This is a genomic window from Pseudomonas sp. 20P_3.2_Bac5 (genome assembly GCF_025466035.1).
Classification (GTDB): Bacteria; Pseudomonadota; Gammaproteobacteria; order Pseudomonadales; family Pseudomonadaceae; genus Aquipseudomonas.
Genome location: NZ_JANLOA010000105.1, coordinates 276,735 through 297,342 on the forward strand (window position 1 = coordinate 276,735; position 20,608 = coordinate 297,342).

At 61.8% G+C, this 20,608-nt stretch carries 22 protein-coding genes and 5 tRNA genes; 10 read left to right on the plus strand and 17 right to left on the minus strand.

Annotation, left to right across the window (positions count from 1 at the left end; genetic code table 11):
- Positions 1–166: 166 nt before the first annotated feature.
- A tRNA-Thr gene (locus NTD88_RS19990) sits at positions 167–242 on the minus strand.
- A gap of 55 nt (positions 243–297) precedes the next feature.
- Entirely contained in the window at positions 298–714 is a 417-nt protein-coding gene (locus NTD88_RS19995; RefSeq protein WP_095154423.1) for a pilin, read from the minus strand.
- Between the two features lie 212 nt (positions 715–926).
- On the opposite strand from NTD88_RS19995, the gene NTD88_RS20000 reads away from it, so the two are divergent.
- Genes NTD88_RS20000 through yacG form a run of 4 tightly spaced genes read left to right on the plus strand, consistent with a single transcriptional unit; the run spans position 927 to position 3,827 of the window.
- Entirely contained in the window at positions 927–2,132 is a 1,206-nt protein-coding gene (locus tag NTD88_RS20000; protein ID WP_262154582.1) for a type II secretion system F family protein, read from the plus strand.
- Between the two features lie 2 nt (positions 2,133–2,134).
- Complete coding sequence (locus tag NTD88_RS20005; protein WP_262154583.1) at positions 2,135–3,001, plus strand: prepilin peptidase; 867 nt, start codon at positions 2,135–2,137, stop codon at positions 2,999–3,001.
- Positions 3,001–3,624 carry a dephospho-CoA kinase gene (gene coaE / locus NTD88_RS20010; protein ID WP_262154584.1) on the plus strand — a complete coding sequence of 208 codons (624 nt, stop codon included), beginning with the start codon at positions 3,001–3,003 and terminating at the stop codon, positions 3,622–3,624. The genes NTD88_RS20005 and coaE overlap by 1 nt, the downstream gene beginning before the upstream one ends.
- The gene (gene yacG / locus NTD88_RS20015) at positions 3,621–3,827 is read left to right on the plus strand and encodes a DNA gyrase inhibitor YacG (RefSeq protein ID WP_095154416.1); all 207 of its coding nucleotides are present in this window, start codon (positions 3,621–3,623) and stop codon (positions 3,825–3,827) included. Before coaE ends, yacG begins: the two co-directional genes overlap by 4 nt.
- Here yacG and NTD88_RS20020 read toward each other — a convergent pair.
- Positions 3,824–4,513 carry an energy-coupling factor ABC transporter permease gene (locus NTD88_RS20020; protein WP_110969588.1) on the minus strand — a complete coding sequence of 230 codons (690 nt, stop codon included), beginning with the start codon at positions 4,511–4,513 and terminating at the stop codon, positions 3,824–3,826. The genes yacG and NTD88_RS20020 overlap by 4 nt on opposite strands.
- A 139-nt stretch (positions 4,514–4,652) precedes the next feature.
- Between NTD88_RS20020 and NTD88_RS20025 the strand changes: the two genes are divergently transcribed.
- From NTD88_RS20025 to NTD88_RS20035, 3 genes are all read left to right on the plus strand, one after another.
- Positions 4,653–5,282 (plus strand): DUF1780 domain-containing protein, encoded by a 630-nt coding sequence (locus NTD88_RS20025; RefSeq protein ID WP_095154412.1) that lies wholly within the window; start codon positions 4,653–4,655, stop codon positions 5,280–5,282.
- A gap of 167 nt (positions 5,283–5,449) precedes the next feature.
- Positions 5,450–5,623, plus strand: coding sequence for a DUF3094 family protein (locus NTD88_RS20030; RefSeq protein ID WP_095154410.1), 174 nt, complete (start codon positions 5,450–5,452; stop codon positions 5,621–5,623).
- Between the two features lie 84 nt (positions 5,624–5,707).
- Positions 5,708–7,003, plus strand: a complete 1,296-nt coding sequence (locus NTD88_RS20035; protein ID WP_095154408.1) for an NAD(P)/FAD-dependent oxidoreductase — start codon at positions 5,708–5,710, stop codon at positions 7,001–7,003.
- Positions 7,004–7,046: 43 nt separating this feature from the next.
- On the opposite strand, the gene NTD88_RS20040 is transcribed toward NTD88_RS20035, so the two are convergent.
- The 8 genes from NTD88_RS20040 to rluD form a co-directional block, all read right to left on the minus strand.
- A complete protein-coding gene (locus tag NTD88_RS20040) occupies positions 7,047–9,083 on the minus strand; it encodes a multicopper oxidase family protein (RefSeq protein ID WP_262154585.1) in 2,037 nt (678 codons plus the stop codon).
- A gap of 242 nt (positions 9,084–9,325) precedes the next feature.
- A tRNA-Pro gene (locus NTD88_RS20045) sits at positions 9,326–9,402 on the minus strand.
- 98 nt (positions 9,403–9,500) lie between these two features.
- Positions 9,501–9,576: transfer RNA gene (locus NTD88_RS20050), tRNA-Lys, on the minus strand.
- Positions 9,577–9,581: 5 nt separating this feature from the next.
- Positions 9,582–9,658, minus strand: a tRNA-Pro gene (locus NTD88_RS20055).
- A 10-nt stretch (positions 9,659–9,668) separates the two neighbouring features.
- Positions 9,669–9,744 (minus strand) — tRNA-Asn (locus NTD88_RS20060).
- A 293-nt stretch (positions 9,745–10,037) separates the two neighbouring features.
- Positions 10,038–12,602 (minus strand): ATP-dependent chaperone ClpB, encoded by a 2,565-nt coding sequence (gene clpB / locus NTD88_RS20065; RefSeq protein WP_095154406.1) that lies wholly within the window; start codon positions 12,600–12,602, stop codon positions 10,038–10,040.
- A gap of 125 nt (positions 12,603–12,727) precedes the next feature.
- Complete coding sequence (gene pgeF / locus NTD88_RS20070; RefSeq protein ID WP_262154586.1) at positions 12,728–13,468, minus strand: peptidoglycan editing factor PgeF; 741 nt, start codon at positions 13,466–13,468, stop codon at positions 12,728–12,730.
- Positions 13,465–14,427 (minus strand): 23S rRNA pseudouridine(1911/1915/1917) synthase RluD, encoded by a 963-nt coding sequence (rluD, locus tag NTD88_RS20075; RefSeq protein WP_095154402.1) that lies wholly within the window; start codon positions 14,425–14,427, stop codon positions 13,465–13,467. The genes pgeF and rluD overlap by 4 nt, the downstream gene beginning before the upstream one ends.
- A 149-nt stretch (positions 14,428–14,576) precedes the next feature.
- Here rluD and NTD88_RS20080 point away from each other — a divergent pair, with 149 nt between their 5' ends.
- Together NTD88_RS20080 and NTD88_RS20085 are read left to right on the plus strand one after the other, a co-directional pair.
- Positions 14,577–15,593 (plus strand): outer membrane protein assembly factor BamD, encoded by a 1,017-nt coding sequence (locus tag NTD88_RS20080; RefSeq protein ID WP_095154400.1) that lies wholly within the window; start codon positions 14,577–14,579, stop codon positions 15,591–15,593.
- Positions 15,594–15,696: 103 nt separating this feature from the next.
- On the plus strand, positions 15,697–15,927 hold the full coding sequence (locus tag NTD88_RS20085; RefSeq protein ID WP_262154587.1) for a PP0621 family protein: 231 nt from the start codon (positions 15,697–15,699) through the stop codon (positions 15,925–15,927).
- 19 nt (positions 15,928–15,946) lie between these two features.
- Here NTD88_RS20085 and thiO read toward each other — a convergent pair whose 3' ends face one another.
- From thiO to pilV, 5 genes are read right to left on the minus strand one after another with little or no spacing between them, the layout of a single operon-like run.
- Complete coding sequence (thiO, locus tag NTD88_RS20090) at positions 15,947–17,050, minus strand: glycine oxidase ThiO (protein WP_262154589.1); 1,104 nt, start codon at positions 17,048–17,050, stop codon at positions 15,947–15,949.
- A gap of 56 nt (positions 17,051–17,106) precedes the next feature.
- Positions 17,107–17,517, minus strand: a complete 411-nt coding sequence (locus NTD88_RS20095; protein ID WP_262154590.1) for a type IV pilin protein — start codon at positions 17,515–17,517, stop codon at positions 17,107–17,109.
- An 8-nt stretch (positions 17,518–17,525) separates the two neighbouring features.
- A complete protein-coding gene (locus NTD88_RS20100) occupies positions 17,526–18,041 on the minus strand; it encodes a pilus assembly protein PilX (protein ID WP_262154592.1) in 516 nt (171 codons plus the stop codon).
- Positions 18,041–18,688, minus strand: a complete 648-nt coding sequence (locus NTD88_RS20105; protein WP_262154593.1) for a PilW family protein — start codon at positions 18,686–18,688, stop codon at positions 18,041–18,043. Before NTD88_RS20105 ends, NTD88_RS20100 begins: the two co-directional genes overlap by 1 nt.
- Entirely contained in the window at positions 18,685–19,047 is a 363-nt protein-coding gene (gene pilV, locus NTD88_RS20110) for a type IV pilus modification protein PilV (RefSeq protein WP_262154594.1), read from the minus strand. Before pilV ends, NTD88_RS20105 begins: the two co-directional genes overlap by 4 nt.
- Before the next feature lie 106 nt (positions 19,048–19,153).
- Between pilV and NTD88_RS20115 the strand changes: the two genes are divergently transcribed.
- Positions 19,154–19,645, plus strand: a complete 492-nt coding sequence (locus tag NTD88_RS20115) for a GspH/FimT family protein (protein WP_095154387.1) — start codon at positions 19,154–19,156, stop codon at positions 19,643–19,645.
- Positions 19,646–19,652: 7 nt separating this feature from the next.
- On the opposite strand, the gene ispH is transcribed toward NTD88_RS20115, so the two are convergent.
- Positions 19,653–20,600 (minus strand): 4-hydroxy-3-methylbut-2-enyl diphosphate reductase, encoded by a 948-nt coding sequence (gene ispH / locus NTD88_RS20120; RefSeq protein ID WP_095154386.1) that lies wholly within the window; start codon positions 20,598–20,600, stop codon positions 19,653–19,655.
- Between the last annotated feature and the right edge of the window lie 8 nt (positions 20,601–20,608).

Genomic DNA, 20,608 nt, shown 5'->3' on the forward strand with positions numbered 1-20,608 from the left:
ATGGGATCTGTGCTTTAGCGAATCCACTGAACTGTCGCTGCAGGGCAGCAAATCTGCTCGGCAACGAAATGTATCCACAGGAAGGCAGCCCAGACCTTTGCCAGCCCCATGCCTGCCCGCTCCAGAAACAAAAAAGGCCTACATCGCTGTAGGCCTTTGGTTTTTCTGGTGCCGGAGACAGGAATCGAACCTGCGACCTTCGCGTTACGAGTGCGCTGCTCTACCGACTGAGCTACACCGGCGTGGCGCCAACGCTACCACTGCCGTGAGCCTTACGCAATTTACTGTTTAATAAGGCTATTGATCCTTCGCCTCGCACCCTTTCGGCGCCTGGTCGGTGCCGATGTTGGTGCTGCAGGTCCAGCCGGTGGCCGAGCGGTTCAGGGTCAGGGTCTTGCCGAGCACCGGCGCCGGTGCATCCACCAGGGTGCAGGCGATGCTGCCAGTGCCGCTGGCGGCTACCGCCGTGGCGCTGATGGTGCAGTTCGCGGTGCGTTCCTGGCCGCCGATCTGGGTGACATTGGCGATATCCGCCCCCTGTGTCAGTCGAACCTCGAAACCGGTCTTCAGCGCGCTGATTTCGGCCAGGCCAGCCGTGGCTTTGGCCTGTGCCTGGTGGTTGGTGTAGAGCGGCATGGCGATAGTCGCCAACAGGCCAATGATCGCCACGACAATCATCAGCTCGATCAATGTAATCCCGCGTTGCTCCTTCATGGATGCATTCCCCAATTACTGAAACTTCAAGTCATATCGGTCGGTTGTGCCGACAGGCGCGCCAGTAGGCCCGAGCCGACACCTTTTGTCACCCTGCCAGGCAGGACCGCCGGGGCGGCTCGACTACTCTAGTGCGGGCCGGGAAGCACTGCCGGCTGGAGCTGTTACGGAAATTGTGTTTGGCCAATTGCTACAAGGACGTCGCCATAACCATGAAAACCAGAACCTACAACTGGCAGGGAGTCGATCGGAACGGCGCCCGGGTCAGCGGCCGCAGCGATGGGCAAAGCCCGGCGCTGATCAAGGCCATGCTGCGCAAACGCGGCATCCATACCACTCGCATCCACCATTCGCGCCGCGTCTCGACATTGAAGTTCTCGCGGCAGATCAGCGCGGCGCAACTCACCCAGTTAAGCCGCCACCTGGCGACCCTGTTCCAGGCAGGCATTCCTCTGCTGCACGGCCTGGACATCATCGCCGAGGGCAGCAAGAACACCCGCATGATCACGCTGCTACACACCCTCAAGCGCGACATCAGCGCCGGCCACAGCCTGGCCGAAGCCCTGCGCAAGCACCCGCGCTACTTCGACACGCTTTATTGCAATCTGGTGGCGGTCGGCGAAGCCTCCGGGCGCCTGGATACCCTGCTGGAGCAACTGGCGACCTTCCAGGAAAAACGCGCCACCCTGCGGGCGCGAATGAAGAAGGCGATGATCTACCCGCTGCTGGTGCTAATGGTGGGCTTGGGGGTGTCGAGCCTGCTGTTGCTTCAGGTGGTGCCGCAGTTCGAAGTGCTGTTCGCCGGCATGGGCGCGGAGCTGCCGGCGTTCACCTTGATGGTGATTGGCCTGGCCGACTGGCTGTCCAATCACATCCTGCTGATGGCGACCCTGCTGTTGGCCGGCGGCGTCACGGTGCAGCAGGCGTTCCGCCGTCATCTGAAATTCCACCTGTGGCTGTTGCGTATCGGCCATCGCCTGCCCGTGCTCGGCACCCTGCTGCAGCACGCGGCGCTGGCCCGCTTCGCGCGGACCTTATGCACCTGCTTCGCGGCGGGCATTCCCTTGGTCGAAGCCTTGGGGCCAGTGGCCAGAGCCTGCGGCGACGCGCTGTACGAACAGGCGATTCTTCGCCTGCGCCACGACCTCGGCAATGGCCTCTCGATGAGCGCAGCGATGCGCGGCAACCCACTGTTCCCCAACCTCTGCGTACAGATGTGCGGGATCGGAGAGACATCCGGCACGCTGGACGATATGCTCGAACGCATCGCCAACCACCACGAACAGGCCATTGATCAATTGATCGAAAACCTCACCAGCCTGCTCGAACCCGTGATCGTGCTGATACTGGGGCTTCTGATCGGAAGCCTGGTGATTGCCATGTACTTGCCGATCTTCCAGCTGGGTGACGTGATCTGAACATGAACCTGTGGGACACCCTCGCCAGCCAGCCGCTGGCCTATCTGGGGAGCGCCCTGCTGCTGGGCCTGATCGTCGGCAGCTTCCTCAATGTGCTGATCCATCGCCTGCCGCTGATGCTCGAACGCCAATGGCGCGACGACGCCCGCCAGGCACTGGCGCTGCCGGTGCAGCCGAGCGAGCGTTTCGACCTGTTTCTCCCGCCTTCGCGCTGCCCGCATTGCCAGCAGCGCATCCGGCCCTGGCAAAACATACCGCTGATCAGCTACCTGTTCTTGCGCGGTCGCTGCTCCGGCTGCAAAGCGCACATCAGCCTCCGCTATCCCCTGACCGAACTGGCCAGCGCCGGGCTGACCCTGTTCGCCGCCTGGCACTTCGGTTTCAGCGCCAGCGCGGCGGCGTTCATGCTGTTGAGCTGGGGACTGCTTGCGCTGAGCCTGATCGACATCGAACACCAACTGCTGCCCGATGCGCTGGTTTTGCCGTTGTTGTGGCTAGGGCTGATCGTCAATGCGTTCGGACTGTTCGTGCCGTTGGAACAGGCGCTGTGGGGCGCGGTGATCGGGTATGTCAGCCTGTGGTCGGTGTACTGGCTGTTCAAACTGATCACCGGCAAGGAAGGCATGGGCTATGGCGACTTCAAGCTGCTGGCACTGCTCGGTGCCTGGGGTGGTTGGCAGATTCTGCCGTTCATCCTGTTCTTTTCGTCGTTGCTGGGAGCCATTCTCGGCCTGGTCCTGCTGCGTCTGGCCGGTAAACGCGCCAGCACGCCGATACCTTTCGGCCCCTATATGGCTGTGACAGGCTGGATCGCACTGCTCTGGGGTGGTCAAATAACCACTTCCTATCTGCATCTCGCTGGATTTTGATGACAACGCCCGCTTTCACTCCCTGGATTCTCGGCCTCACCGGAGGCATCGGTAGCGGCAAGAGCGCAGCCGCGCAACGCTTCGTCGAGCTGGGCGTGCACCTGGTGGACGCCGACCAGGCCGCCCGCTGGGTGGTCGAACCCGGTCGTCCGGCACTGGCCAGCATTGTCGAGCGCTTCGGACCCGGCGTCCTGCTGGAAGACGGCCAGCTCAATCGCGCCGCGCTGCGCGAGCTGATCTTCGCCGACCCGGAACAACGCCGCTGGCTGGAAGCCCTGCTGCATCCGCTGATCGGCCAGGAGATTTTCAGCTACCTGGCCAAGGCCGAATCCCCTTACGCCGTGTTCGTCTCGCCATTGATGGTCGAGTCGGGCCAGTACCAGCGTACCGACCGCCTGTTGGTGATCGACGCGCCGCAGAGTTTGCAGATCGAACGCACCCTGCTGCGCGACCAGACCAGCCCGGAGCAGGTCCAGGCCATCCTCAAGGCACAGGCCAGCCGCGAAGAGCGCCTGCGCCATGCCCATGATGTGCTGGTCAATGACCGCGACCTGGCCTGGCTGCATTCGGAAGTCGACCGCCTGCACCACTTTTACCTGACTTTGCGAGGAGGCCGAGCATGAGCCAGCCGCTGAACGTTGATTGCCCAACCTGTGGCGCCCCTGTCGAATGGAGCGCTACCAGCCCGAACCGACCGTTTTGTTCCGATCGCTGCAAGCTGATCGACCTGGGCGCCTGGGCCGCCGAGGAGCACAAGATTCCGGTCGCACCGGATGCCGAGGACGAATTGTTCTCCGGTGAATTCGACCCGCGCGAGCCGCATTAAGGCTCCGGTCCGTCATCCTTCCACGGGGCCTGCAAATAGCGGGTCCTGTTGAACGTCTCCAGCCATTCCGGGCAGAACACCACCAGCGCGCTGACCACCATCCCGTTGATAAAAGCTTCAGGGAAGAGCACCAGCCACAGGTAGCCGATAAAGTCCTCCAGCCACACCGGCATCACGAAGCGCCCATCCAGCCACAGCACGCCCAGGCTTGCCAGCAGGCACACCAACGCCGACAGCGCCGCAGCAAAGAATCCCGAACAGAAGATATAAACGAACAGATTGCGTGGTTGTGCCCGCTCCACAAGCATCGCGCACACCTCAGTGACCAGTACCGGAAGGCCGATCAGCAGCACGCCATTGACGCCCATTGCCGCCAGATCCTGGCGACCCAGCAACACTAGGCCGATCTGCGCCATGAACGCACCGAGCACGGCCAATGGCCAGTCCAGCAGCAGGGTAACGGCGGTCATACCGATGAAGTGGTAGGACAGGCCCGTTTCGAAATCCCGCCGTACCAGCCAGAGCGCAAACAACGCGAACACCGTGCCCAGAAACAGGTGCTGGCGCCGGCTGTCGGTGAACAGCTCGACCCAACGGGTACTCGCCACGGCCCAGGCCAGCAGCGGCACGAAGATGATCCAGCCGAGGGTCAGGCTCAGATCCGACAGCAGTTGTGCACCAATCACGGCAGGCAGCCCTTCTTCACGGGGGATTCTGGCAGTCTACACCCGGCTCGCCGGCGTTCCCTGCGCTGGGACAGCTAAAACCGACCAGAATCAGCCACTTGCTCCCTCAAAACGGAATTGGACGCTAAGCTTGTTTCCTATGGATGACTCAGACTACCTGCGCCTGCTCACCATTCAGGCCGAACAAGCCAATGCGTTTCTCTCCAATGCCCGCAAATGGGAACGCGAGCGTTGGGTCTGCCAACGCCTGCTGCAAGGCTTGAACATCCCCTATCGTAGCGAGGATTTCACCGCCGCCGGCCAGGAGCCGCCTGACGTTTTGTTCCGCGACGCGGCGTTCGAGGTGTTTTTCGTGCTGGACGAGGGCCGTCGCCTGAACGACGAATGGCGCGAAGAACTGCAGCGTCGGCGCAGCGCGTTTTCGTTGTCGCAACTGGTCCGTCGCGAAGCTCGCCCACGGCGCATCGGCGCGCCCGAGTTGCTGCAACGGCTGGCCCCCACCCTGCGGAAAAAGGCCCATAACTACCGCGAGCGCGGGCTGGACCTGGGTGAGCTGGACATCATTGCTTTCGCCAGCCTCAAGCGCGAAACCCTCGACCTCAACAGCCACTTCCCGCCGCCCACCGAGTACCTGCGCCAAGGCTGGCGCTCCCTCTCTCTGGTCGGCCCGACCTTCGCCCGGGTGATCTTCGCCCACCCCGACGCGCCCGATTTCCTGCGCGGCAACCTGGGGCGCAGCATTGTCTTCGACGTTGGCATCAGCCTCTGATCCGTCCTCCTGCTAAAGCGGGATGGCATAAATCCGGCGCCGGTGATACAAAGCGCAATCATTCGCTATTGATGCGAGCTTTTGCCGGCAGGTACGCCAGTGGCAAGCGACTACAGTGAACCCTGTAGCTTTCCCACAACTCCAAGCGTCTACCTGCCGAGGCCATCATGACCAGCCGCCTGACCCCCGAAGACCAGCGACGTGTCGATCAGTACCTGCAAGCCCCCCAACACCAAGTCGAGCGCAAGCCTTTCCGGCCCTGGCTGCTCCTTGCGTTGGTCGTGGGCGTGACCGTGGTACTGGGGCTGGTGAGCCGCCTCCTGAGTTTGTTGGTGCTATGAGCTGCCTTGCGCTCGCCCACTTCGCCCGCCCCACGCGGCCGGCCAGTCAGGACCCGAATTCCGTAAACCTTATGAGATATCTCCATGACTCACCGCATCGTGATTGTCGGCGGCGGCGCCGGCGGCCTGGAACTGGCGACCCGCCTGGGCAAGACCCTGGGTAAAAAGGGCACGGCCAGTATTACCCTGGTCGACGCCAACCTGACCCACATCTGGAAACCGTTGCTGCACGAAGTCGCAGCAGGCTCGCTGAATTCCTCCGAGGACGAACTGAACTACGTGGCCCAGGCCAAGTGGAATCACTTCCAGTTCCAGCTCGGACGCATGAGCGGGCTTGATCGTGCCTCCCAACAGATCCAGTTGGCCGCCACCCTCGACGAAGAGGGCCGCGAGCTGCTGCCCGCGCGCACCCTGGGTTACGACACCCTGGTCATCGCTGTCGGCAGCAACACCAATGATTTCGGCACCCTGGGCGCCGCCCAGCACTGCCTGTTCCTCGACACCCGCAAGCAGGCCGAGCGCTTCCACCAGCAACTGCTGAACCACTACCTGCGCGCCCACGCTGGCGATCAGGCCAAGGAAAAGATCAGCGTCGCCATCGTCGGTGCCGGCGCCACCGGCGTCGAGCTGGCCGCCGAGCTGCACCACGCCGCCCATGAGCTGGCAGCGTATGGCCTGGACCGGATCAAGCCGGAAGACATGCACATCACCATCATCGAGGCCGGGCCGCGAGTTCTGCCGGCGCTGCCAGAGCGCATCAGCGTGCCGGTGCACAAGACCCTGGAAAAACTCGGCATCACGGTCATGACCAACGCCTCGGTCAGCGAAGTCAACGCCGACTGCCTGAAGACCGCCAATGGCGACGTCATCGAAGCCAGCCTCAAAGTCTGGGCCGCAGGCATCCGCGCCCCAGCCTTCCTCAAGGACATCGATGGCCTGGAAACCAACCGGATCAATCAACTGGTAGTACGTCCTACCCTGCAAACCACCCTGGACGACAACATTTTCGCCTTCGGTGACTGCGCCGCCTGCCCACAGCCGGGCAGCGACCGCAATGTGCCGCCACGGGCACAGGCCGCTCACCAGCAAGCATCGCTGTTGGCCAAGAGCCTCAAGGCTCGTCTGGAAGGGAAGCCGCTGGCGACCTACACCTACCTCGACTACGGCTCGCTGGTATCGCTGTCGCGCTTCTCGGCGGTGGGAAATCTGATGGGCAACCTGACCGGCAGCGTCATGCTGGAAGGCTGGTTGGCGCGGATGTTCTATGTGTCGCTGTACCGCATGCACCAGATGGCGCTTTACGGGACGTTCCGGACCTTGATGCTGATGCTTGGTAGTCGCATTGGCCGGGGAACCGAGCCGCGCCTGAAACTGCACTGATCCGCATTTTGGGGCTGCAATGCAGCCCCAAAATCGTTAGACGCTAGTGATGCGCACCGTGCGCGTCACCCGGCGTCCCATCCAACGAAATCCGCACGTTCTGCATCATGCCCTGGTCCTCATGATCGAGGATGTGGCAGTGCAGGACGTATTCACCGATGTAGCGCTCGTAGCGGGTGTTCACATAGATGGTGTAGTACTTGCCGTTAGTCAGCGGCTTGACGAACAGCGTGTCCTTCCACACGCCCTTGAGACCGGCGTACTGCGCGTCGGGATGATCCTTGTCCAGGTTATCCACAACGCCCGGCTCGCTGAGATCGGTCACACCGTCCGGCGCGATGATCTTCTGGATCTGGAACGGGTTGACGTGGATATGGAACGGATGGCCGGCCGCGGCTGATTGCAACACCCACTTCTGCGCATCACCCAGCTTCAGCTCGCGATTGACCACGGCCGGGTCGTAAGGCTTGGCATTTTCCGCCGTGGTGCCGATGGCGAACTCGGTGACACCCTTGTCGTTCTCGCCAATCTTGAACACCAGTTGCTGCACATCCTTCACCAACTCGCTTTCTTCGATGGTGCGATGAGGCACGAAGCTGGTCAGCAGCAGGTCTTTCTTCAGGTCGGCCACCACTTGCTCGCGAACCGGGCCTTCCGGCATGTTCGCCTGGGCAGCAGCGATCAGCACGTTGCTGATGTGGTTTTTCTTGTCGGTCACGGCCTGCCCGGCCTCGGCATCGACAAAGCCCAGCAGCTGGTGATCGCTGGTGAGCTGGGTCACGTTACCCGCAGGGGCTTCGGAACGATCGATCACGCAGTAGCGACCTTTCTCCGGGAAGGCAATCAACAGGTCGTTGCGATAGCCGGGTTGCAGGGTCAGCAGCTCCTTGCTCTGGGCCTTGGCCATGGTCAGGCCGTCTGCGGCGATGACCTGGTACGGCACCACTTCACCATTACAGTTCTGCTCAATGAACTTCTGCGAATCGGCCGCCGCCACACCCGCCAGGCTCTGGGACGCAGCGCTGTCCTTGAGTTTGACGAACTGCAGGGTCACGGTTTCGCGGATACCGGCATGCACCAGACGCCAGCGTTGCACTTCACCGGTGCGCGCCTCGAACGTAGGCTGGACCATGCCGTTCACGCTGGTGTAACGACCCGACTTACCCCACTCGCCCGGCCCGAATGCGTCGTAGGACTCCACCACACCCGTTTCGCCGGAGCTACAACTCCAATCCACATCACCGCCTTTGGTTCGCTTGGTTTTGCCGTCCTTTCCGAGGCACACGTAAGGAATTTGCTGAAGCACCACCAGGCGCTCGACAAAATCCTGGCCCTGGATCGGCTTGAGCAGGGTATCGATATCGCCGTTGGACTCCGAGGTGGGCAAACGATCGCCACGAATCACCAACGCCCCTGCCATGCCGCTGCCGACTTGCAGCGCTGTCGAGCCGTGCAGGTGCGGGTGATACCAGAAGGTGCCCGCCGGGTGATCCGCCGGGATGTTGTATTCGTACTGGAATTTCTGCTTCGGCTTGATCTTCAACAGCACGTTGTCACTGTTGCCCGCCGGGCTTACCCACAAGCCGTGAGAGTGCAGGTTGGTGCCGTTGAAGCAGTGCGGCTTGTTGATGGGCAGATCGCTGGCGGTGCAACTGTCTTCCGGTGGAAGACGGTTATCCAGGTTGATCCGCACGGTATCGCCGGGCGTGACATTGATGGTTGGCGCCACAAACGGGGTGCGTGGGTCGACGCCGGTGCCTTTGTAGCTGCGCAGATGGACCGGCACAGAATTCTGGGTGGCCGGGTCATAAATGGTGCTGTCGGTGTAGTCGATCACCAGATTCAGCAGACGCTCTTTACCGGCGTGAGGATTGACCACCGCGCCAGCCGGCGCTTCGGCCTTCATCAGCAAGGTGCCGCGGGCTGTCTTGAGCGTCGGTGCGACCTGCTCGATGGAAGGTGGGTTGGCAAAGGTCCGGGCTTGTTGCTCTGCCTGTACCGCTGCGGCGCTGCACATCAGTGCCAATGCGCTCAGGCCAAACGGCCAGCCGTGCCGGCGGCGCGTGTGAAATCCTGTCATGCCAATGCTCCTGCAATATTTGTCGGGAAACGACAATAAAGCGGACGCGGGCAGACTCCCCGCCTGCCACGGCCGCTGTTGGCGCAGGGAAAAGCCCGAGCGGTGAGCTCGACGAGAAGAATTAATGGCTTAGTGCTATCCCTGCCCGCACACCCTAGGGAAAACAGGGGCGTGAGCGCAACAGGAAAAGGTTGAGGCACAAACGAAAAAGGGCACCCTTGCGGGTGCCCTTCTTCTGAATATGGTCGGGGTAAGGGGATTCGAACTCCTGACATCCTGCTCCCAAAGCAGGCGCGCTACCGGACTGCGCTATACCCCGGTAAAAAAAAGGCACCGGTTAAGGCGCCTTTTTCGTGGCTGGACGCTAATGGCGTTCCAACCTTTTAAGATCCAAACCCAGCGAACCGGACTCGAAAATGGTGGGTCGTGTAGGATTCGAACCTACGACCAATTGGTTAAAAGCCAACTGCTCTACCAACTGAGCTAACGACCCAAAAATGGTCGGGGTAAGGGGATTCGAACTCCTGACATCCTGCTCCCAAAGCAGGCGCGCTACCGGACTGCGCTATACCCCGGCTTGAAATTTGGCTCCGCGACCTGGACTCGAACCAGGGACCCAATGATTAACAGTCATTTGCTCTACCGACTGAGCTATCGCGGAACTATCAATTTCAGTACTGCAATTTCGAATGCTGTATCACTACCGCCTCGAACTCTTCGACCTTGTGCATCGCTGCGTTCATGTCTCTGAGGCGCGTCATTCTACAACCTTCAAAACCTTTGTCAACCCCTCAATTTGCATTCAACTTACTGATTTGCAACTTGTTTTCAGATTTCTTCTACCGCCGGAAATCTGGGGTGACATACAGCGGGGCGCACTTTACAAGCACTCGAAAGAAAATGCAAAGAAAAAAGGCCTCGAATTTCGAGGCCTTCTCTCAACCCGCCGAAAAATCAGGCGAAAACGATCTCGTCGCCATCCACCGTTGCGGTAATCGACGTGCCTGGCAGGAAGCGCCCGGCAAGGATCGATTGCGCCAGCGGGTTCTCGATCCAGCGCTGGATCGCCCGTTTCAGTGGTCGTGCGCCATAGACCGGGTCGTAGCCGACGGCAATCAGCTTGTCGATGGCTTCCGGGCTCAACTCCAGGTTCAGCTCGCGCTCGGCCAGGCGGCTGCGCAGGCGGCCGAGCTGGATCTGCGTGATACCGGCGATCTGATCGCGGCCCAAAGGCTCGAAGACCACCACCTCGTCGATCCGGTTGACGAACTCCGGCCGGAAGTGCGCGCCCACCGCATCCATCACCGCGGCACGTTGCGCCTCGCGATCACCGACCAGATCCTGGATCTGTGCAGAGCCCAGGTTGGACGTCATGACGATCACCGTATTGCGGAAGTCCACCGTGCGTCCGTGGCTGTCGGTCAGGCGACCGTCTTCCAGCACTTGCAGCAACACGTTGAACACATCCGGATGGGCCTTCTCGACCTCATCGAGCAATACCACCGAATACGGCTTGCGACGCACCGCCTCGGTCAAGTAACCGCCCTCCTCGTAACCGACATAGCCTGGCGGGGCACCAATCAGGCGAGCCACGGAGTGTTTCTCCATGAACTCGGACATATCGATGCGGACCATCGCCTCTTCAGTATCAAAGAGGAACTCCGCCAACGCCTTGCACAGCTCGGTTTTACCGACACCGGTCGGGCCGAGGAACAGGAACGAACCACTTGGCCGGTTCGGATCGGACAGACCGGCGCGGGAACGACGCACGGCGTTGGCCACCGCCACCACCGCCTCATCCTGGCCAATCACCCGCTCGTGCAGCAGGCCTTCCATCTTCAGCAATTTTTCCCGCTCGCCTTCGAGCATCTTGGCCACCGGAATACCGGTCCACTTCGAGACCACTTCGGCGATTTCTTCCTCGGTCACCTTGTTACGCAGCAGTTGGTTCTCGGACTTGCCGTGTTGATCCACCATCTGCAGGCTGCGCTCCAGATCCGGGATCACCCCGTACTGCAGCTCGGCCATGCGGCTGAGGTCACCTTTGCGCCTTGCCGATTCCAGCTCCTGACGCGACTGTTCGATTTTTTGCTGGATCTGCGCCGAGCCCTGTACTTCGGCTTTCTCCGACGTCCAGATCTCCTCCAGGTCGGAGTATTCACGCTCGAGCCGGGTAATTTCCTCGGTCAGTTTTTCCAGGCGCTTGATCGCCGCTTCGTCGTCTTCTTTCTTCAGTGCCTGGGATTCCACCTTCAACTGAATCAGACGGCGCTCCAGACGGTCCAGCACTTCGGGCTTGGAGTCGATCTCCATGCGGATGCGGCTGGCGGCTTCGTCGATCAGGTCGATGGCCTTGTCCGGCAACTGGCGATCCGTGATGTAGCGATGGCTGAGCTTGGCCGCGGCAATGATCGCCCCGTCGGTGATCGCCACCTTGTGGTGCACTTCATAGCGCTCTTTAAGGCCGCGGAGGATGGCAATGGTGTCTTCCTCGCTCGGCTCTTCCACCAGCACCTTCTGGAAACGCCGCTCCAGCGCCGCGTCCTTCTCGATGTACTGGCGATATTCATTCAGCGTGGTCGCACCGACGCAATGCAGCTCACCGCGGGCCAATGCCGGCTTGAGCATGTTGCCTGCGTCCATGGAGCCTTCGCCTTTGCCGGCGCCGACCATGGTGTGCAGTTCATCGATGAACAGGATGATCTGCCCTTCCTGCTTGGACAGTTCATTAAGCAGCGATTTGAGCCGCTCTTCGAACTCGCCACGGAACTTGGCGCCAGCAATCAGCGCGCCCATATCCAGCGACAGCAGGCGCTTGCCTTTCAGGCCGTCCGGCACTTCGCCATTGATGATGCGCTGGGCCAGGCCTTCGGCGATGGCGGTTTTACCCACGCCAGGCTCACCGATCAGCACCGGGTTGTTTTTGGTCCGGCGCTGCAGGACTTGGATGGTGCGGCGGATTTCGTCGTCCCGGCCAATCACCGGGTCCAGCTTGCCTTCTTCGGCGCGCTTGGTCAGGTCGACGGTGTACTTGTCCAGCGCCTGACGGGACTCTTCGGCGTTGGGGTCATTCACCGCATCGCCGCCGCGCAGGTTGCTGATGGCATTCTCCAGGGCTTTCTTGGTCACGCCCTGGCCGAGCAACAATTTGCCCAGTTTGCTGTTCTCGTCCATTGCCGCCAGCAGCACCAACTCGCTGGAAATGAACTGGTCGCCTTTCTGTTGGGCAAGGCGGTCAGCCTGATTGAGCAGGCGCGCCAGATCCTGCGACATGTTCACGTCGCCAGTCGGATTCTGGATTTTCGGCAGTTGGTCGAGCTCTTTGCTCAACGCGGTACGCAGGCTGGGCACGTCGAAACCGACCTGCATCAGCAGTGGTTTGATCGAACCGCCCTGCTGGTCAATGAGGGCCTGCAACAAGTGCGCGGGCTCGATGGCAGGATGGTCCATACCCACAGCCAAGGATTGGGAATCGGATAACGCCAGCTGTAATTTGCTGGTCAAACGGTCTATTCGCATAAGTTACCTTCCTTAAAAGGGCAGGCCGGAGCGATGGACACACCTGATGAAGAGAAGCCTGCCTGAGATACCACTGTAGATGTGGATCATTTTGGAAGATTCAAGGCTGACGCCGTTGACTCAGGTCAGTTGGGTTCGAGCCAGACCAAGGATGCGAAGCGACCCGTGTGCGGATTGCGTCGATAAGAGAAGAAGCGCGAGTCGGTCACTGTGCAGTAACCACCGCCATAGACAGCCTCGACACCTCGCGCAACCAGGCGAATACGCGCCAGGGCATAGATGTCGGCCATGAACTTGCCTGGCTGGGCGCCGGGCACGAAAGCCGAAGCGGCTTGAGGATGAATGGCCATGAACGCCTCGCGAACCTCGGCGCCCACTTCGAAGGCCTGCGGCCCGATGGCCGGACCCAGCCAGACCAGAACATCCTTGGGATCCACTGCCAGGGTGTCCAGCGTGGCTTCCAGCACACCGCCCGCCAGACCGCGCCAGCCGGCATGCGCCGCAGCTACCCGGGTGCCCGCGCGATCACAGAACAGCGCGGGCAGACAGTCGGCGGTCATCACCGTGCAGGCGATACCGGGAATATCTGTCCAACTGGCGTCAGCTTCAGCAATCACCTGCGGGTCGGCATAAGCCACCGCAAGACCATGCACCTGCTTGAGCCAGGCCGGACGAACGGTACATTCTTCGGTCAGACGCCGGCGGTTTTCGGCCACCGCTGCCGGCGCATCGCCAACATGGTCACCGAGGTTGAGCGTGTCGTAAGGCACCTGGCTGGTCCCGCCCGCGCGCGTTGTCACGCACGCCCTGACCCGGACTGGCGCTGGCCAGTCCGGAATCAGCAGGCTGGGAGCCAGGAGGCTCATCCGACGAACGCCTCGCGGTCCTGCTTGAGCAGCGACAGCATCCAGACGAAATCATCCGGCAGCGGCGATTCCCACTTCATGCGCTGACCGGTGGTCGGATGCGCCAGTTCCAGGAAGCGCGCGTGCAGCGCCTGACGCGGGAAGGTCTTGAGTGCATCAACCATGGTGGGGTTGGCGGCTGGCGGAATGCGGAAACGCCCGCCATAGACCGGATCACCTACCAGCGGGAAGTTCACGTGAGCCATATGCACCCGAATCTGGTGGGTACGCCCGGTCTCCAGCTTGACCCGCACATGCGTGTGGGAGCGGAAGCGCTCCAGAACACGGTAGTGGCTGATGGCCGGCTTGCCGCTGTCCATCACCGCCATGCGCTGGCGTTGCGAGCCGTGGCGGCCGATAGGGGCATTGATCTTGCCACCAGCAGTCACCACGCCCACCACGATGCACTCATAGATGCGGCTGACCGTGCGACTCTGCAACTGCGCGACCAGGTTGGTCTGCGCTTCCAGGGTCTTGGCCACCACCATCAGACCGGTGGTGTCCTTGTCCAGGCGATGGACGATGCCGGCACGCGGCACATTGATGATGTCCGGGACGTGGTGCAACAGGGCATTGAGCAGGGTGCCGTCGGCATGACCGGCAGCCGGGTGAACCACCAGGCCAGTTGGCTTGTTGATCACCAGGATCTGGTCGTCTTCGTAGACGATGTCCAGCGCGATGTCCTGGGCGATCCACTCGCCCTGGGCTTCCTGCTCGGCCTCGAGGGCCAGGATGGCACCGCCATGGACGATGTCACGCGGGCGCACGACATTGCCATCGACGGTCAGTAGGCCCTCTTTGATCCAGGCGGATAGGCGCGAGCGCGAGTGCTCAGCGAATAATTGGGCGGCGACTTGGTCGAGGCGTTGACCGCCCAATTCGGACGGCACCTCTGCGCTAAGTTGAATGATCTCGGACATGCTCGAATCAGGCGACGGCACAGCCTTTGGTTTCGGCTGCGCGCTTGTGGTTAAATACGGCGTCTTTTGCCCCGAGGGTTCCACGGGGCGCTCATCATAACAGGACGGCCACGCCCAAGACAGCGGCCGTCATAGGGACGCAAGCCGCCATGCAAGTGAAACACCTGCTGCTGATCGCCATCCTCGGACTGACCGCTGCTTGTTCTTCGAAGGAAGTCGTCGACGAAAACCTGAGCGAAGCCGAGTTGTACCAGCAGGCGCAAGCTGACCTGGACAACCACAGCTATACCAGCGCCACCGCGAAACTGAAGGCACTGGAGTCGCGTTATCCGTTCGGTCGCTACGCCGACCAGGCGCAGCTTGAGCTGATCTTCGCGAACTACAAGAACGCCGAGCCTGAAGCGGCCAAGTCCGCGGCAGAGCGTTTCATTCGCCTGCACCCCCAGCACCCGAACGTCGACTACGCCTACTACCTGAAGGGCCTGACGTCTTTCGACCAGGACCGTGGCCTGCTGGCGCGCTTCCTGCCGCTGGACATGACCAAGCGTGACCCGGGTGCCGCCCGCGACTCGTACAACGAATTTGCCCAGCTGACCAGCCGCTACCCCAACAGCCGCTACGCGCCTGATGCCAAGCAGCGGATGATCTACCTGCGCAACCTGCTGGCTTCCTACGAAATCCACGTTGCCGACTACTACCTGACCCGTCAGGCCTACGTCGCCGCCGCCAACCGCGGTCGCTATGTGGTCGAGAACTTCCAGGAAACCCCATCGGTCGGCGACGGTCTGGCCGTGATGGTCGAGGCCTACCAGCGTCTGCACCTGGACGACCTGGCGGCTACCAGCCTGGAAACCCTGAAGCTCAACTACCCTGACCATCCGAGCCTGGTTGACGGTCAGTTCGTGCCGCGTCAGGAAGAAGCCGACAACCGCGGCTGGCTGTCCAAGGCCACGCTGGGCCTGATCGAAACCGCCGCGCCGCTGCCGCCGGGTGAAACCCGCGCCAACCAGGACGTGATCAAGCAGTACGAAGATGCCAAGGAAGCGATTCCGGAAGATCTGCTGCCTAAAGACGGTGATGTGATGCAGGAAGAGCATCACGAAGCCGAAGGCAACAATGATGACCGTTCGTGGTTCAGCTACATGACCTTCGGCGTGTTTGACTGATCGCAACGAAATGAAAAAAGGGAGGCTTGGGCCTCCCTTTTTTATTGGCCGCCGTCAGCAGCTCTTCTAAACTGGCGCATCTTCACTGAATAAGCTGGACACCATGGTTCGCCTACTTTTCTGGATTGCCCTGATTGCCGCCGCGTTCTGGCTGTGGCGCAAGTTCAAGGCAGGCAGTGCCGCCTCAACCTCCACGCCTCTGGACGCCCCGCTGAAGATGGTGCGCTGCTCTCACTGCGGCGTGCACCTGCCAAACGACCGCGCCCTGCATCGCGGCAACGAGTGGTATTGCAGCACGGCGCACCTGGAACAAGGCCCCGGCGACAAACGCTGAGGCCAACGGCTGCTGCCGGTCAGATCGCTTCCAGGCGCCCTTGGGGTGCATAAGGTGCCGGATCGATGATCGGCTCGCGCCCCATCAGCAGGTCGCTGAACAATTGGCAGGAAGCTGGCGCCAGCACCAGTCCATTGCGGTAATGCCCGCAGTTCAGCCACAGACCCTCGCAGCCCGGCACCCGGCCAATGTACGGCACCCCTTCCGGAGAGCCGGGACGCAATCCCGCCCAATGCCCTACCGGTGTCGCATCCGCCAGCGCCGGAAGCAATTCGATCGCCGAAGCCCGCAGGCTTTGCAGAGCGTCCGGGGTCGGCGTCTTGTCGTAACCGGCATGCTCCAGCGTACTGCCCACCAGAATGTGGCCATCACGGCGCGGGATCGCATAGCGCCCCTTGGCCAGGACCATGCTGGGCAGGAAGTCCTCGGCGCACTTGAACAGAATCATCTGCCCTTTGACCGGCTCCACAGGCAGAGAGAAACCTAGCAGGCGCAGAAGGTCACCACTCCAGGCCCCGGCCGTGAGTACTACCTCATCCGCCTCGATAGTCCCCGCAGTGGTCTGGACGCCGGCAATGCGCTCGCCTTCGCGGACGAAGCCGGTGATTTCGCAATGTTCCTGGAGGGTAACGTTGGGCAGCGCCTGCAATGCCGCCTTGAGTGACTTCAGCAAGCGCGGATTACGGACGTTGGCAACACCGGCCATGTACACCGCACTGTTGAAGCCCGGCCCGAGCACAGGCACGGCGGCATATGCCTCGGACACCGCGACCTTGCTCAACGGACGCCCTTCCCGCTTCGCCCAGGCCAGCGCTTCGGCTTCGTCATCCAGATCAAGCCAGTACAGACCGGTCACATGAACCTGCGGATCGACCCCGGTGCTGCTGAACAGATGTTCGCCAAGCTGTGGATAGAAGTCCTGGGACCAGTGCGCCAAGGCGGTAACCGCCGGGCTGTAGCGCCAAGGGTAGAGCGGCGAGACGATACCGCCTCCCGCCCAGGACGATTCGCCGCCCAACTCACCCTTGTCGCACACCACCACCCGCTCGACGTCCCTGGCCAGGTTGAACGCCGTCAGCAAACCGATCACGCCACCACCCACGATTACTACTTGCTTGGTCATCTGTAGATCCAGTACCCGAAATGAACCGCGGCGCCAGCCCGGCGCCATGAATGACTTCAACCACCCCAGCAACCCAGACCTGCGTCGTCGCCACGCGACGGATTGGACCGCACGCCCCGATGATCGAGCTCGAAATCGCCGCAGACGTCAGAAGCCATGGCCGCGCCGAACCGCCGTCTGGCAGTCAGGACGTAGCTGTCGGCTTCGCGCTTGGCATACAGGCTGTAATGGGCGTTTCCGTCCGGCAGTCGGGCCGCCCCCGCTTCGGAGTCGGTATAGCGACCGGTGCGGGAGTGGTGCTGCTCCAGGTGCTGCGCGCTTTCGAACAAGATCCCGACTATTTCCGTGCGCGCGGCCTTTTTGACCATTTCGCTGTAGCTGGGGTAGGCAATGCTCGCCAGCATGCCGACCAGTGCGACGACAATCAACAATTCAATGAGGCTCAGGCCCTTCTCGGTTCGCTGCATGAATACTCCTAGAATATTTGCCGCCAGGCGACACGCCGGGCAGGCACATCACCCGGCAGCTCCGGCCACGCAAAGGTGCTTTCAAGGACGACCCGGGATTCACCCTCCAGGCCGATGGCAGTAATACGGAATAGCGTGACGGACAGCTCTTCCGGCATGCCCCGCGCGCGATTGCTTGGCCCCAGGTTCTGGATCAGGTACAGACCGGCGTCCCCACCCTGCCAGACAAGTCCGGAGCCACTGCCTCCATGATGGATACCAGCCGCCTGCACCCACTCGGCTTCCGGGGGCGGCAGGCAGACACCACAAGGACCGATGACGGCCCCTGGCAGACGCGCCTCCCCTACCCGCAACAGGCCCTCCGCCGACTCGAACGCCCGCATCGAAGCCAGCAGATTACTGGTCATGCGTTGCTGCTGGATCGCACCCTGCATGGCCGACAGACCCAGCAAGCCCAACAACATCAGCAGCGTCATGCACAGCAGCAGAACGTTTCCATGCTGCTTTGCCGCACGCCGACGCATCAGGGCCACCCGTTGCGAAGCGCGACCGCCAGATGGTAGGTCTGCGGCCGTACTCGCCGTTGCGGATCATCCAGGGTGAGGCGGAGTTTCAGGAGGTCCGTTTCCTGCTCGACGTCCAGCCGGCTGATATTTCCAATCAGCACCGCATTGCTGCCACCACTGCTGAGCAACAGGTCGGCGGCGTTCAACCGATACACCTGGCGGCGCAGCGGTACCGTGAAGGTACCTGCGCGAGGAAGCGCAACGCCCTCAACGACATCGGCAGTGGTCCGGCAATCCGTGATCAGCGTCCAGTCCGGCGCACCGCCCAACTCCCCAGCCTGGGCACTGATCAAGGTGAGGCTGTGCAACGTGCCGTCACCCGTGCGCTCCAGACTGACAGGGCGGGAGAATGCCTGCGCGGTGGCCGGACTTGTGAAGGTCATGGCCTCAGGCCGCAGGCAGCCGAACATTCCCGCCATCCGGATATCCCGCGCCAGCCGCTGCAGGACAAAACGCGCATCTTCCTGTAGTCCGGCGGCAACCTCCTGCGCCTGCCAGCTCTGCAAGGCAGCAATGAAAACCCGGCTGCCGGCCATGACCACCAGCAAACCGAGGCTCAGCGCCAGCAACACCTCGACCAGGCTGAAACCCGCTGCCGCCCTCATCGCACACCACCCAGCTCATGGAGCCGCTGCCCACCGCCAGCCCGCTCCTCGCTCCAGTCAATGCTCACACGGACCTGGCCGACGTCTTCCCGAACCTTTCCTTGCCCTGCCCCGCCGACAAACGCCTCGACCGACTGCTGAAACTCAAGCCGGTCTGCGGCATCGATACCGCCCGCCGAACGCGCCCGCTCCAACATCCCCTGCGCCAGCCAGGCAACCTGGCTAGTGATCCGGGCGCCATCGGAGCCCTGCAATGCGCGCCCTTGCAACGCCGCCATCGCCAACAGCCCTGACGACAGCAGCACCAGCGCAACCATGACTTCAATCAGGGTCAATCCCTGCTGTGGCTTCCTTGCCATGCACACCTCCGCGAATATTCCTCGGCAAACTGCAAACCTGGCTGACTCGACGCCATCCGGTTCACGGTCGAACCTACAGAGAAGCACTTCCAGGGAGGAACGCACGGTGAAGCAAAAGGGCGTAACACTGATTCAAATGATGTTCGCGCTGGCGCTGGTGGCTTTGCTGACCCAGCTCGGAACAACGACCTACAGCAAAATGAGCAGTGACCTGCAACAGCAAGCCGCAGCGAAACACCTCGCCCAGGCACTGAGAGCCGCGCGCAGCGAGGCCTTGCTGCGAAACCGGGTGATCACGCTTCAAGCAATGGAGGGAGGCTGGGGCAACGGTTGGCGCATGCTGCTCGAACAGAGCGACACACCATTGTTACGAGAGTATTCAGCGAAGGGGCACGTGAGGATTATCGGCAATCAGCCGGTCGCCCAACAGGTACGCTTCAGCGGGTTGGGGGTGCCGTTGCGGCACGGAGGTGCTTTCCTGTCCGGGTCCCTGCAGGTGTGCGGGGAGCCCAGGCAGGAAAACCTGTACCAGATCGTGCTATCACGCAGCGGGCGTATCAGCCTGCTGCATGAGCCGACCAACAAGCCCTTGTGCTAAACGAAGCTCAGTTGATCGGGCGAACCCGCAGTTCCTTGGGCATCGAGAAGGTGACGTTCTCCTCGCGACCGTCCAGTTCCTGAGCCCCTGTGGCGCCCCAATCGCGTAACTGCTGAATCACGCCGCGCACCAGCACTTCCGGTGCGGAGGCGCCTGCGGTGATACCGATCCGCTCGACGCCATCGAACCAGCTGCGTTGCAGGTCTTCGGCGCCATCGATCAGGTAGGCCGGCGTCGACATGCGCTCCGCCAGCTCGCGCAGGCGGTTGGAGTTGGAGCTGTTCGGGCTGCCGACCACCAGTACCACATCGGACTCGGCGGCCAATTGCTTGACCGCGTCCTGGCGGTTTTGCGTGGCGTAACAGATGTCGTCCTTGCGCGGCCCACCGATGCTGGGGAAGCGCGTGCGCAGCGCATCGATAACGCGACTGGTGTCATCCATCGACAGCGTGGTCTGAGTCACGAAGGCCAGTTGCTCGGGGTTGCGCACCTCAAGCTGGGCGACATCTTCTTCATCCTCGACCAGGTAGATGGAGCCGCCATTGGCGGTGTCGTACTGACCCATGGTGCCTTCGACTTCCGGGTGACCGGCATGGCCGATGAGGATGCACTCCTTACCGTCGCGGCTGTAGCGCGCCACTTCGATATGCACCTTGGTCACCAGCGGACACGTGGCGTCGAAGACTTTCAGGCCACGTCCGGCCGCTTCCTGGCGCACGGCCTGGGAAACGCCATGGGCACTGAAAATCACGATGACGTCGTCCGGCACCTGATCCAGCTCTTCGACGAAGATCGCACCACGGGCGCGCAGGTCTTCGACGACGAACTTGTTGTGCACGACTTCGTGACGGACGTAGATCGGCGGCCCGAAGACCTCCAGCGCCCGATTGACGATTTCGATCGCCCGGTCCACGCCGGCACAGAAGCCACGGGGGTTGGCGAGTTTGATCTGCATGAGGGACT